We start from the raw sequence: 12,687 nt of genomic DNA on the forward strand, positions 1-12,687 counted from the left end.
TCGTTTGGGCCTGCCTGCGATCATCCGGCCAATGAACGGGCAAGATCAACCGGGACTTTGACAGGCATTTCCAGCAGGTGCTGGCCCATCGTCTTTGCGGCGGCATCGAACCGTGGCGACATGTTGATGCCACCGCCCTGCGCATCGTGAACCACGAAGTTCAACGCATGGCAGCCGGGTACATCGTAGGCATCTACCCGACCCTTGCCGGGATTGTCGAACTGTTCGCGATACCAATCCGCGACTGCCTGTTCCGTCAGGCTCGCGCGAATATAAGGCAGATATTCCGGTTTGCGCGCAATGACGCCGACGTTGAACAACCGGCCCTTGTCGCCGCTCCGGGCCCAGGCAAGGTCGATCAGCGGGACTTCCGTATCGGCAGACTCGGCTGTCGCAGACGTGGCCGGACGTTCGATGCTGTCAGGGTTGAACCCCGCCACATCGGCCTCTTCAAAGGGGATCGGCTTGCCATCCAGTGTGACGTGCGTTTGCACGCGATCCTTTCCGATCAGGAACAGGAACATTTCCGTCAGCGGGAAGGCGCGCGGAGCGGCCACGATCGGTGCGATGGATGTACCGACCGCCATGTTCATGATTGCAGTGGACTGTTCGCGCCCGAACATCGCGGCGCAGGCCGGGTCCTCATGATCGACCACAATCTTCAACAGCACCTCGCGGGGATTGAGCGGGCGGGCCTTGTCCCCATAGCTTGCCTCTGCACCGATGACTTCGACATGGGTCAGCTGCCAATCGGGCTGGTTCTGGTTCCGCAGAATATTCGATGTGCGCTCAAGCAGCGCTTCGCCAGTCCTGCGAGCCTTCGCGGCGGCATCGATCCCGACGATGGGGATCAGAGCGACGGAGCGCCATCCCGCATCATATGTAACGCAGACCTTGTACTGATCGGTCGGCGGGTGCCCCTTCGCTCCGGAAACGCGGACCCGGTTTTCACCTATCTGTTCGAGTTTGACAGTGCTGAAGTCGCATACGACGTCGGGCAGCATGTAGGCTTGCGGATCGCTGACTTCGTAAAGCAGCTGTTCCGCCACCGTTCCCACGGAAACGAGACCGCCTGTCTCATCCGGTTTCGTAATCACACACGTACCGTCGGCGTGGCATTCCCCAACCGGGAAACCGATATTCGCCCAGTCGGGGACGTCCTGCCAGTCGGTGAATGTGCCGCCAGTGACCTGCGTGCCGCATTCCAGCAAATGTCCGGCAGCCGAACCGGCCGCCAGCAAGTCGAAATCGTCGGGCTGCCAGCCAAATTCATGGATCAGCGGGCCGAGGATCAGTGCGCTGTCCACCACGCGCCCCGTAATTACCATGTCTGCCCCGGCATCCAGGGCCGCGGCGATGGGAAAGGCCCCGAGGTAGGCATTGATGCTGCCGATCGGACCGTCAGGGAACGGCTCGCCACCGAACATTTCGCACGTGCCGTTCTCGCGCAATTCCGGCACCAGCTCGTCGAGGTCATCGCCGGTAACGACGGCAACCTTGATGTCGAGATTGATCTCGCGTCCGCGCTGGCGGATCATTTCGGCCAGCCCTTCGGGGTTCAGCCCCCCGGCGTTGGAGATGACCTTGATCCCGCGGCTTTTCAGTTCGGACAGATAAGGGCCAATGTGCAGATTGACGAAATCCGGGAGAAAACCGGAACGTGGATCCGCCTCTTTCAACCGGCGCATCAGGCCCATGGCCCCTTCGCCGAGATAATCGAAGGCCAGGTAATTCATGCCCGGTACGCGCAGGAGCTGCGGCACTGCGATCACGCTATCGTTGAGCGCGCCGGAGGCTCCACCGATTTTCACCACTTTCTGGCCGTTCTTATGGCTCATCCGTTTGCTCCTCACCCATGGCGTCCCGGTTGGACTCCGGGACTTTCACTTCCGTTTAGTAGATGTTTCGGGCACGGCGGTGTAGTAGGCGAATGCAGCCTATGACTCAGAGTGACAGTCTCATCGATCCGCAGCTGGCCGACGCCGCAGCATGGAGACGCAAGGAACTGGCGACATTCCTGCGTTCGCGGCGCGTAAGATTGTCCCCGGAAGACCACGGTATTCTAAGTAGTGGGCGTCGCAGGACCAATGGCCTCAGGCGAGAGGAAATGGCCACCCTGCTGGGGGTTTCGGTGTCGTGGTACACCAAACTGGAGCAGGGGCTGGATGTCACGGCTTCCCCGCGCCTGCTGGGGAAGATCGCCGATGTGCTGTTCCTCTCTCCGGTGGAGCGGACGCAGCTTCTTCGTCTTGGCTTGGATGAGGCCGGGATTCCCATTCATCCGAGCGCGGACGAAGTCCTGCCTTCGGTGCAGATGATTATCGATGCGATGCACTATTCGCCGGCTTTCGTCCTGACACCTCGTGCGGACTACGTGGCCTGCAATCGTGCGGCCAGGGCCTTCTTCGGCAATTTCGAACAGTTCAGCGCCAACGGCAACCAGCTGCTTTCGCTGTTCACGGATGACGCCGTGCGCAAGGTCTTGCCGGACTGGATCGAATCCGCCCGCAGTCAGGTTGCCATGTTCCGCACGGCCTTTGCCCGCAATATGCATGATCCCGACCTTCAGGATCTGGTCACGACCTTGCTGGAAGAAAGCAGCGAATTCCGCGAGCTGTGGGAACAGTATGAATTGCCGTCAAAGACGTCGCGTGATCTGGATTACAGGTTGCCGGACGGGAAGCGGTGTCGTTTCCGCCATTTCACGTTCTTTGCCGATCTCGAAAGTGAATTTCGCGTCGAGGTTTTCAACCCGATGGATGATGCCACCTTGCAGTGGATGATTGCCCGGGTCGATGCTTGTCCCGCCCTGCCGCACGATACTGGTTCGCACTGACAGGGCGCGGAGGCCGTTCAACGCATGGTCAGGCCGCCATCGACCGAGATCGTCTGGCCATTGATCCATTCGCCGTCGCTGGAGCCCAACATCGCGACCATTGCCGCAATGTCCTCGCACCGGCCCAGTCGGCCTGAAGGCGTTTCCCGTTGGAATTGGGCAGCCATTTCCTCTGGCACGGAGACCTGCATGGCCGGCGTCATGACATAGCCCGGCAAGATGGCATTCGCGCGGATGTTTTCTGGTCCCCAGCGATTGGCAACATGCCGGACAAGCGCGCCGATCCCTGCCTTCGACATGGAATAGAACGGGCGCACGGTTTGCCCCATCGTCGCGGCGGCAGACGAACTGTAGATCATGGCGCCGCCGCCCCGTGCCAGCAGATGGGGCAGGGCGTGGCGGGTCGCCCGGGCCATTCCCTTGAGGTTTACATCGAGCGTTCGGTCGAGAATGTCCTGTGCCGCGTCCAGAATGTTGGTGTCATCTGCCAGCAGGCTCTGATCGGCGAAATTCGCGTGAAAGATGTCTAGCCCGCCATATTGATTGATCGTTAAGTCGCATAATGCAGCGAAGGACGCATCGTCAGCCCCATCGAAAACCGCCCCAGCCGCATCGCCTCCATGATCGCGGATGGAAGCGACAACGGCGTCGATCGCGTCCCTTTCCCGCTCCGGCGCGGCAACCACAACCGCCGCCCCTTCTGCAGCAAGCCGACTGGCAGTCACTTCGCCAATTCCCCGGCTCGCTCCGGCGACGATCGCGACTTTCCCTTCAAGCCGCCGGCAATTGCATTCCCATTCCATTCCCATGTTCTCCCATAAATGACGTTGGCTATCGTCCATTGAGTTCGGCTTCCTAATCCGTGCCCCAATGGCAACCAGTTCATCGCCTGGCAAAGTAAGGCCATAGAAACGCAGGTCGGTGTGCATGCAAGCCGGATCAGATCATGTGCACATTAATTTGCGTCTCTGGCGGGTCTGTATGACCAATTCGGTGGATTCGGAATCACAGAACTTTATACTCAGGTCTGCCGGGTGCGAGTCCCTGCCGATAAAATACAACAGGAGAGGATATGCCGAACATTATTTCCCAAGGCGGCAGCGTCGAAGGGGGCTGAAACAGGCTTTCCCACCCGAGGGAGCGATTTCGCGTTCGCTCCCCCCCCATTCTTTCGGCAGACATCCACTTTGCCCGACATGGCCAGCTTGCGCCAACCGGTTGCTGGCACTGCTCTATGGAGGATTTAATGCAGGATAATATTCCCTATTTCATGCGTGGACTTCAGGATATTCCGACGGAATCCTCACGCCTTGTCAGTTCGTCCAAATTCCTGAATCATCCGGTGATCCGGGAATATGTCATGCAGGAATCCCTGCGCCGCAACGGCCGCGACTTTCCGATGACATATGCGCTGCCGCAGCTGTTTCAGGCGCTCTATGAAATTCGCGATGAAAAGCGCATCAACGAGATGTTGGCGGATCAGTGCAAGACCAAGCCTGAACTGGCAGCCTTCTTCGAAGAGGGGTTCATTTCCACTTATACGCGCGAAGATCTGAAGCAATATGCCCCGAACACGGCGGGTGGCATCTACTACCATTATCTCAGCGCCAACAATTTCGAGATCGTGCTCGATCCGCGTATCGAGATGAACCCGGAATGGCGCCCGGCCAGCATGCTGGACTACTGGGACCTGAGGACCGGCCAGACGCATGATTTCGATCACCTGCTGGGCGGTGCCGGCTTCGATTTCCTGGGCGAAACGACCCCGCTTTTCATGCGCATCGAAGCCTACTTTGCCTATTTCGATGACCCGGAACTGGCTGGAGAACTGAGCACGTTGCTGGCAATCATGGCATTGCCGACGCTGATGCGCACAATCATTCATTATCCTTCGACCTGGCCCGCGATGTCCCGCCATATCACCAATGGCATGCGTGTCGGCCGGGAATCCGAGCCGTGGTTCCTGCGCAAGATGGAGCCGATCCTGGGTATGAGCAAGGACGAGGCACGGGCGCACATCGGCATGAAAGGCGTCGAGGAAGTCGATACTGCCGAGGAATCCGATGTCTGGAGCGAAGGCGCGCAATCGGCCCAGCTCGTCGAAGCTGCCTGAGGCAGTTACGGCCGCCTCATCGTGCGGGAGGCATGGCTTTGCGCCGCCTCCCGCTACCGGTCAATCGGGCTGGATCTCTTCCTCAAGGGCCTTCGCAATCATCGCGCCGACCACGCGAATTTCGGCGTTGGCCGGTTCGAGAAGGTCAACCAGTGTAAAGAAGCCGTGGGCCATGTCCGCATGATCGCGGAGGGTGACTTTGACGCCAGCCGCCTTGAGGCGGTCTGCATAGCGTACCCCTTCATCGTGCAGGGGATCGCATCCCGCCACCAGCAGGATCGTCCGGGGCAGGCCGGACAGGTCCTCCGATTTCGCAGGCGCGGCATAGGGATGGTTGCGGTCCGCCGGGTCAGTGTATTGATCCCAGAACCAGCGCATATCCTCGGTTGAGATCAGATAGTCGCCTCCGCCATAACGCTCATGGGATTCACCGCGTAGATCGGGGTCGAGTACGGGATATGCCAAGAGCTGCAGGGCGAGGCGCGGCATGCCTTCGTCGCGTGCGCGAAGCGCCAGCCCAGCCGCCAGATTGCCACCGGCACTGTCCCCGGCGACGATCAGCGGCAGTGCTGGCTCGGCCAACGCGCTCAGCACGGCCCAGCCATCGTTGAGCGGAATCGGGAAACGGCTTTCCGGGGCGAGGCGATAGTCGATGCTGATCACTTCGCAGCCGCTGGCATCCGCCAATTCGCGGCAGGCCGGATCGAAGCCGTCCAGCGTGCCGAACACCCATCCGCCACCATGGAGATAGAAGATCTGCCCGACGGGCCGCTCCACTTGCGGCATATACCGCCTGACAGGGACGGGACCTGCCGGGCCGTCGACGGTTTCGTCGCGGATCGAGCGGACTGCCGCTCCACGATCCTTTGGCAGGGCAGCCTGCGCTTCGAGAAATGCCTGCCGTGCGGTCTCAGGCGTGCCTTCGGCGAAGCCGGGAAGATTCAGTGCGGCACGCCGGTCGAGCATTGCCTGCATATCAGGATGGAGAGTCATGTTTGTCCTTGTGGCATCCCTGTTCGCTGCACGGTTGAGGTGATGGAGCCAGACGGCAATTGCCGTATCATCATCGGTTCGATAAGACTTCGGCAATCGACGGGCGATGAGGCCTCGCCTAGCGTCCTGCCTCTTGTCCCTTGTGAGAGTACGGCAACCCGCCGCTGATGAACGATATTCTGATCAATCCCGACGAATTGAGCTTTCTGCTGTGGGACTGGCTGCGGCTGGACGATCTTCTCGCCTCGGAGGGGAGCGATATCGATCGCGAGGCTGCCGAAGCCATTCTGGATCTTTCGCACAAAGTTGCGACCGACACTTTTCTTCCACTGTTCAAGCTGTCTGACAATCGTGAACCATACCTGGAAAATGGTCAGGTTCATGCATTGCCCGAGATAGCGCATGCCTTGCGCGGCTATGCGGAGCTGGGCCTCTTTTCCGCCGGCTTCTCGGAAGAACTGGGCGGACTTGGTCTGCCGTCCCTGCTTTCCAGCGCTTCCTTCGCGCAATTCCTTGCCGCCAGTCTGGCAGTTTCCGCCTATCCCATGCTGACGACCGCCAATGCGCGGCTGATCGTGACTTTCGGTTCCGAAGCGCAGGTGGATACGTTCGCCCGCCCGCAGATTGCGGGGGAATGGTTCGGCACCATGTGCCTGTCCGAACCGCAGGCCGGGTCCAACCTGGCGGATGTCGCCACGCGGGCCATGCCGGATGGTGAGGACGAATGGGGTGCGCGCTACCGCCTCCACGGCAACAAGATGTGGATTTCCGGTGGTGACCACGATCTTTCCGGCAACATCGTCCATCTGGTGCTGGCGAAGATTCCTGACGAAACCGGGCAGATCGGGCAGGATACGCGCGGTATCTCGTTATTCATCGTTCCCAAGGTTCTGCCTTCGGGAGAACGCAATGACATTGCCGTTGCCGGGCTTAACCACAAGCTGGGTTATCGCGGCACGACCAACTGTTTGCTCAACATGGGGGAGGGTGCCGAACAGCCGGATGGGCGCGCGGGCGCGCTCGGCTGGCTGGTCGGTGCCCCAGGCCAGGGCCTGCCGCAGATGTTCCAGATGATGAACGAGGCACGGCTCAATGTCGGGCTGGGCGCGGCGGCGATGGGTTATCGCGGCTATCGCCATGCGCTCCACTATTCGCAGGAGCGGTTGCAGGGCAGCGCCCCGGGGGCGGCGGACAAACGCTCCGGCCCGATCATTCGCCACCCCGATGTGCGCGACATGGTCATGGCGGCAAAATGCTATGGCGAAGGCGCTCTCGCATTGGTGCTCTATTGCGCCCGCTTGGTGGATACCGCGGAGCAGGACGAAGCCGACGACGCGCTGCTGTCGCTGCTGACCCCGGTCGCGAAGACCTGGCCATCTGAATGGGGGCTGGCCGCCGATGACCTGGCTATCCAGGTCCACGGCGGCTACGGCTATACCCGTGATTTCGATGTCGAGCAGTTGTGGCGTGATAACCGTCTCAATCCTATTCACGAGGGGACGACCGGCATTCAGGCGCTCGATCTCGTCGGGCGCAAGATCCGGCGTGATACGGCAGGCGCATTCGACATGCTGGACGAACGTGTCCGGGCGGTGGCGGCGCGGGCTGCGGGAACCGCGCTTGCGGATCTGGGGCAGGGGCTCAATGCGGCATGGGGGCGGATCGTCACGGTCGTTGCGCAGCTGCGCGGGATGGACAGCGTCGCCGCTGCGACCAATGCAACCGGTTTCCTGCGGGCTTTCGGGCACGTGGTCGTCGGCTGGCAATGGCTCGACCGGGCGCTGCTGTGTCTCGACGCCGACCCGGCGGACGCGCTGCGCGCTGGCAAACCGTGGGCGTGCCGCTATTTCTTCGAGAGGGAAATACCGAAAATAGATGCCTGGCTCCGGCCAGTCGAAACCGGCAGCCAACTGCTGATGGAAATACCAGAAAACGCTCTGTAGCGGGGATAGGATTATGCAAATCGATTTGACGGGGCAGGTAGCGATTGTCACCGGCGCCGGGGGAGGATTGGGCCGCGCCCATGCGCTGTTGCTTGCACGCCGGGGGGCGAAGGTCGTGGTCAACGATCTTGGCGGCGCGCGCGACGGCACGGGTGGCAGCACGGCCATGGCCGATGCTGTCGTCGCCGAAATCGAGGCGGCTGGCGGTGAAGCCATCGGCAACGGCGCCAGCGTGACCGATTTCGAACAGGTCAGTGCGATGGTCGATCAGGCCAAGGCCAAATGGGGCAGAGTCGATATTCTCGTAAACAATGCGGGCATCCTGCGCGACCGTACATTCGCGAAGCTTGACCTTGCCGATTTCCGTGCACTGATTGAGGTTCACCTGATGGGATCGACCAACTGCACCAAAGCAGTGTGGGAAACCATGCGGGAGCAGCGCTATGGCCGGGTGGTGATGACCACCTCGTCATCCGGTCTTTACGGGAATTTCGGCCAGTCTCATTACGGTGCGGCCAAGCTCGGCTTGGTCGGCCTGATGAACACATTGCGCCATGAAGGGCAGAAATACGGCATTCATGTCAATTGCCTCGCGCCATCGGCGGCAACCCGGATGACGGAAGACATCATGGACGAGGAAACTTTCGAGGCCCTGTCGCCCGAAAGCGTGTCTGCGGGTGTACTCGCGCTGGCTTCGCCTCAGGCTCCTAACGGCATGATCATGTGCGCCGGGGCGGGCAGTTTCGAGCGGGCGTATATCACGCTTACGCGCGGGGTTTACGTCGGCTCGGGAGAAGATGCCGCCGAACGGCTGCTGGCATCGATGGATGAGTTGTCCGACCGGGAAGGGGAAATGGTCCCCGAAACCGGAGTCCTGCAATCACAGCACGAGGCGGCCATGTTCCAGGCCGCCCGGGCGCTGCGTTCAAGGTTGCCAGCCGATGGCTAATGCAGAGCGTGGCCCGGGACCGATCCGGGAAGGGTTCGCTTTTGACCAGCATCGTCTGGAAGAGTGGCTGCGCACCAATGTCGAGGATTTCGGCGGATTGTATGCGGTCGAGCAGTTTGGCGGCGGGCAGTCCAATCCGACCTATCTGCTACGGGCGGAAGGGCGTAATTATGTCCTGCGCCGTAAGCCGCCAGGGCCGCTGCTGAAGGGCGCTCATGCGATTGAGCGTGAATATCGTTTGATCGACGCCCTCTATCCCACCGGGTTTCCGGTGCCGCGTCCATTCGGTCTGTGCGAAGATGGCGAGGTGATCGGCACGCCGTTCTACGTGATGGAGCATGTGCAGGGCCGGACATTCTGGGATACCGCATTCCCCGAAGTCCCGCGTGAGGAGCGGGCGGCCTATTTCGACGCGATGAACGAGGTGATCGCAAGGTTGCACACGATCAGTCCGGCGGACGTCGGGCTGGCCGACTATGGACGGCCGGGCAATTATTTCGAACGGCAAATCGGCCGTTGGTCGCAGCAATATCTCAACGACGCCGATGCGGGACGTGTGGCCGCGATGGATGAATTGATCGAATGGTTGCCGGCGAATATTCCGCCTGGTGACGACGTGGCGATCGTTCATGGCGATTATCGTTGCGACAACCTGCTGTTTCATCCGACGGAACCGCGTGTGCTGGCTGTGCTCGATTGGGAGCTTTCCACGCTGGGTCATCCGCTTGCGGACTTCGCCTATCACCTGATGGTTTACCATATGCCGCCCGGCTTCTCGACCGGCCTGTTGGGGCTGGATCTCAAAGCACAAGGTATCCCGAGCAAAGCGGACTACGTTGCGGCATATTGCCGCCGTACCGGCCGCGACGGCATCGAGCGGTTGGATTTCTACCTGGCTTTCAGCCTGTTTCGGCTGGCTGCGATCATTCACGGAATCAAGGGCCGTATGTTGCGCGGCAACGCCAGTTCGCCGCATGCAGCCGAAGCGGTGGAGCAGCTCGAACGGATTGCTGGACTGGCTCTGGCGCAGACCAGGGGCTGATAGCCATTGGCCGATAATGGCCGAAAAAGGGGCCGGGCTTCAGATAGCCCGGCCCCTTTTTCATTTGCCCGTGCAATGAGATTACAGTCGCTCTCCTAGAGGATCGTTTCCTTGTGACGGGTCAGTATGATCCGGACCAGGAACAGGCTCGCGCCAATCACCATGACGCCGCCGATGATCGAGAATGCTCCGTGAATGCCGAAGTTATGGCGCAGCGGCGCGACGACCAGCGGGTTGATGAAATGACCGAGGAACATTGCCGTCATCTTGAACCCGATGGCAGTGCTGCGCTGTTCCGCGTTCACGCGATCGAGCAGGCGGGCAAGGAAGAACGGTGTGGTCAGCCCCGCGCCGATCCCTTCGATAACGATCCAGAACAGAATCATCTCATAGGTCGTAGCCATCGATATGCCGATAAAGCCAATGCCCATGGCGGTGGCGGATATGACCAGCGTGCCCCGGCCGGTCACATTGTAGACAAAGCCGAATGCCATCGCGGTAAGGATCGAAATGAAGGCGGAAAGCGCCGGCACCCGCGAAATCAGGACGGCGCTGGTAATGCCGTTTTCCCTCAACAGGAACGGGATCTGAAACGATGGCATCGTGTGGGCTGCGGTCATGATCATGACGAACAGGAAAATCGGCCAGAGCTGCAGCAGTGAAAACCGCTCCGTAGCCACTGCGCGCTTGATGACTTCGATAGGCCGGTCGAACGCGATCATCGCGATGAACAGTGTCGTCAGCGGGAACAGGAACATCCATGACGGGGCTCGCCAGCCAAAATGATCCGCCAGCCACCCGGCCAGAAGCATCGTTCCTACGGTGCCTGCGGAGCCGATAGCCTGTCGGAAGCCGATAAGGCGAGACCGCATCTTGCCCGAAAACTGGGCTGCCATGATGCTGGTTATTGCGACGTCGCTCGACCCTGCGGCCAGCCCCAGGAAGAAGCGATTGAGCAGCAGGAGATAGAAATTGTCGATCACCAACTGGGCCAGGCCGGTCAGGCAGCACATTCCCAACGAGAGGAAGAGCGTGAGGCGCAGTCTGCCCTGACTGACGATCCAGCCTGCGATAATGCCGGATACGGCGATGCCCACCGGCCCGATCGTAACCAGGATCTGTGCATTGAGGACATCGTCCCCGCTGCCGCTGAAGTGGTCCGAGATGAGGGGCAGGACCGGTACCACTGTGGTGAATACCATGGTGGTCTTCACCGCGCCGGTCAGCAGGAAGGCGATAATCAGCCAACGCCGCCACCGGGGAAGCTCGGAGGCTTGCCCCATGGGCTCTTCTGCTTCCGCAGTACCTGCCTCGGCCATTGAAATGCCCGCCATTCTCTCCCCACTTTCTCTCAATATCTTGTGACCACCCAAGCTGGTGGTTTTCGCTCATCATGAGGATGACTTGCAGGCTGATCCAGTCAAATCGCAGCTTGGCATGAAAGCGATGACGCTTTTCGATCCAATCCGCTCGATTGGCGGATTGCGGGCCCACCACTGTCATTTATGGTCCCTTGATCGACGCGATCCCGGAACGGACCGAATGCGGGCCTGTCGGGAACGGCGAAAATAGAGCGCCCGTCGACAGTGGCGCCGATCCGGAGATAGAGGATGATTGATTGGAATGGCCGATATGCCTCGCGGATGAAGAATGTCGTTGCTTCGGACATTCGCGAAAAGATGAAACTGCTCGGGCAGCGCAACATCATTCACCTTGGCGGCGGGTTGCCCGATCCGGCTCTGTTTCCGGAGGCGGCATTGGCTGATGCGGCCAGTGCGATCCTGAATGACTCCGCGCGTGCGCGCCAGGCATTGAGCTATGCGCCGAGCGAGGGACATGCTCCGCTGCGACAGTGGGTGGCCGATTACCAGACCCGGCGCGGGGCGGCCTGTTCCATCGACAATGTGATGATTACCAACGGATCACAGCAAGGGTTGGATTTCGTGGCGCGGTTGTTTCTTGCGCCGGGCGATCCGGTCATGGTGGAAATACCGGCGTTCGTCGGTGCGCTGCGTGCGTTCGATGCTTACGAGCCGCGCTATGTCCCGCTCGGTCGTGACACCGGGGATGCGAAGTTCGCTTATGTCGGCACGGAATTCTGCAATCCCACGGGTCTGTCGATGACGGCGGAGCATAGGCAGTCCCTGATCGACGTTGCGCGAGAGCGTGGAATGCCGGTGCTTGAAGACGGGTGCTACGAACAACTGCGCTACGAAGGGGAATCCCTGCCTCCGCTGTTCGTCACCGCTGCGCAGCAGTGCGGCGGGGTGGAGCAATCGCCATTCCTCCATGCGGGCAGCTTTTCCAAGATAATCGCTCCATCATTGCGGATCGGCTGGCTGGCCGGCCCGGCCGAAGTGATCCGCAAACTGGTCCTGATAAAGCAGGCGGCGGATCTTGCGACCAGTGCGCTCAACCAGATGCTGGCGTTGGAAGTTCTGGAGGGCGGGCTGGACGAACATCTCGCGATGGTCAGGCAGGCGTATCGGGAACGCCGGGATTCCATGCTGGCTGCGCTCTCCCGGCATATGCCCGCAGGGGTCGAGTGGACTTCGCCCGAAGGTGGGCTCTACGTGTGGGTGACCTTCCCGGAAGGCTTTGATGCAGCCGCATTCGCGGAGCGTGTGCTTCTGGAACGGGAGGTTTCCGTTGTCGCGGGCCAGGCGTTCCATCCGCAAACCAATCCGATCGACCCCGGCTGCGCGCGTTCGATCCGTCTCAGTTTTTCCATGATCGATGCCGAACAGGCGGCGGAGGGCGTGGCGCGCTTTGGCGAACTGGCGCGCCTTTGCCTTGCTGCACCGAACTGAG

The 12,687-nt window shown here is 60.6% G+C and carries 10 protein-coding genes; 6 read left to right on the forward strand and 4 right to left on the reverse strand.

Translation table 11 applies throughout. From position 1 onward, the window contains the following. Nucleotides 1-20 precede the first annotated feature (20 nt). Nucleotides 21-1,838: an acyclic terpene utilization AtuA family protein gene (locus MB02_RS07285; RefSeq protein WP_067534728.1), complete on the reverse strand. Its 1,818-nt coding sequence runs from the start codon at nucleotides 1,836-1,838 to the stop codon at nucleotides 21-23. Between the two features lie 101 nt (nucleotides 1,839-1,939). Between MB02_RS07285 and MB02_RS07290 the strand changes: the two genes are divergently transcribed. Further along, the gene (locus tag MB02_RS07290) at nucleotides 1,940-2,836 is read left to right on the forward strand and encodes a helix-turn-helix transcriptional regulator (RefSeq protein WP_067534731.1); all 897 of its coding nucleotides are present in this window, start codon (nucleotides 1,940-1,942) and stop codon (nucleotides 2,834-2,836) included. A 17-nt stretch (nucleotides 2,837-2,853) separates the two neighbouring features. Here the strand turns inward: MB02_RS07290 and MB02_RS07295 are convergent, their stop codons facing one another. After that, on the reverse strand, nucleotides 2,854-3,678 hold the full coding sequence (locus MB02_RS07295) for an SDR family NAD(P)-dependent oxidoreductase (RefSeq protein WP_206598576.1): 825 nt from the start codon (nucleotides 3,676-3,678) through the stop codon (nucleotides 2,854-2,856). A 404-nt stretch (nucleotides 3,679-4,082) separates the two neighbouring features. Here MB02_RS07295 and MB02_RS07300 point away from each other — a divergent pair, with 404 nt between their 5' ends. Beyond that, on the forward strand, nucleotides 4,083-4,949 hold the full coding sequence (locus tag MB02_RS07300; protein WP_067535072.1) for a hypothetical protein: 867 nt from the start codon (nucleotides 4,083-4,085) through the stop codon (nucleotides 4,947-4,949). A gap of 60 nt (nucleotides 4,950-5,009) precedes the next feature. Here MB02_RS07300 and MB02_RS07305 read toward each other — a convergent pair whose 3' ends face one another. Next, a complete protein-coding gene (locus tag MB02_RS07305) occupies nucleotides 5,010-5,942 on the reverse strand; it encodes an alpha/beta hydrolase (RefSeq protein ID WP_067534734.1) in 933 nt (310 codons plus the stop codon). A gap of 167 nt (nucleotides 5,943-6,109) precedes the next feature. Between MB02_RS07305 and MB02_RS07310 the strand changes: the two genes are divergently transcribed. The 3 genes from MB02_RS07310 to MB02_RS07320 are packed head-to-tail and all read left to right on the forward strand — an operon-like array spanning nucleotide 6,110 to nucleotide 9,876. Next, nucleotides 6,110-7,885: an acyl-CoA dehydrogenase gene (locus tag MB02_RS07310; protein WP_067534737.1), complete on the forward strand. Its 1,776-nt coding sequence runs from the start codon at nucleotides 6,110-6,112 to the stop codon at nucleotides 7,883-7,885. Between the two features lie 13 nt (nucleotides 7,886-7,898). Beyond that, nucleotides 7,899-8,834, forward strand: a complete 936-nt coding sequence (locus MB02_RS07315) for an SDR family NAD(P)-dependent oxidoreductase (protein ID WP_067534740.1) — start codon at nucleotides 7,899-7,901, stop codon at nucleotides 8,832-8,834. Beyond that, on the forward strand, nucleotides 8,827-9,876 hold the full coding sequence (locus MB02_RS07320; protein ID WP_067534743.1) for a phosphotransferase family protein: 1,050 nt from the start codon (nucleotides 8,827-8,829) through the stop codon (nucleotides 9,874-9,876). Before MB02_RS07315 ends, MB02_RS07320 begins: the two co-directional genes overlap by 8 nt. Before the next feature lie 95 nt (nucleotides 9,877-9,971). Here MB02_RS07320 and MB02_RS07325 read toward each other — a convergent pair whose 3' ends face one another. Continuing rightward, a complete protein-coding gene (locus MB02_RS07325) occupies nucleotides 9,972-11,210 on the reverse strand; it encodes an MFS transporter (RefSeq protein WP_067534746.1) in 1,239 nt (412 codons plus the stop codon). 276 nt (nucleotides 11,211-11,486) lie between these two features. Between MB02_RS07325 and MB02_RS07330 the strand changes: the two genes are divergently transcribed. Next, entirely contained in the window at nucleotides 11,487-12,686 is a 1,200-nt protein-coding gene (locus MB02_RS07330) for an aminotransferase-like domain-containing protein (RefSeq protein WP_067534749.1), read from the forward strand. Nucleotide 12,687: the final 1 nt, after the last annotated feature.

It is taken from the genome of Croceicoccus estronivorus, assembly GCF_001625325.1.
GTDB classification, from domain to species: domain Bacteria; phylum Pseudomonadota; class Alphaproteobacteria; order Sphingomonadales; family Sphingomonadaceae; genus Caenibius; species Caenibius estronivorus.

Bases quoted from the DNA above. Each gene is read 5' to 3' on its own strand.
- MB02_RS07285 (WP_067534728.1), bottom strand. From the start codon at position 1,838: ATGAGCCATAAGAACGGCCAGAAAGTGGTGAAAATCGGTGGAGCCTCC.
- MB02_RS07290 (WP_067534731.1), top strand. From the start codon at position 1,940: ATGACTCAGAGTGACAGTCTCATCGATCCGCAGCTGGCCGACGCCGCA.
- MB02_RS07295 (WP_206598576.1), bottom strand. From the start codon at position 3,678: ATGGACGATAGCCAACGTCATTTATGGGAGAACATGGGAATGGAATGG.
- MB02_RS07300 (WP_067535072.1), top strand. From the start codon at position 4,083: ATGCAGGATAATATTCCCTATTTCATGCGTGGACTTCAGGATATTCCG.
- MB02_RS07305 (WP_067534734.1), bottom strand. From the start codon at position 5,942: ATGACTCTCCATCCTGATATGCAGGCAATGCTCGACCGGCGTGCCGCA.
- MB02_RS07310 (WP_067534737.1), top strand. From the start codon at position 6,110: ATGAACGATATTCTGATCAATCCCGACGAATTGAGCTTTCTGCTGTGG.
- MB02_RS07315 (WP_067534740.1), top strand. From the start codon at position 7,899: ATGCAAATCGATTTGACGGGGCAGGTAGCGATTGTCACCGGCGCCGGG.
- MB02_RS07320 (WP_067534743.1), top strand. From the start codon at position 8,827: ATGGCTAATGCAGAGCGTGGCCCGGGACCGATCCGGGAAGGGTTCGCT.
- MB02_RS07325 (WP_067534746.1), bottom strand. From the start codon at position 11,210: ATGGCGGGCATTTCAATGGCCGAGGCAGGTACTGCGGAAGCAGAAGAG.
- MB02_RS07330 (WP_067534749.1), top strand. From the start codon at position 11,487: ATGATTGATTGGAATGGCCGATATGCCTCGCGGATGAAGAATGTCGTT.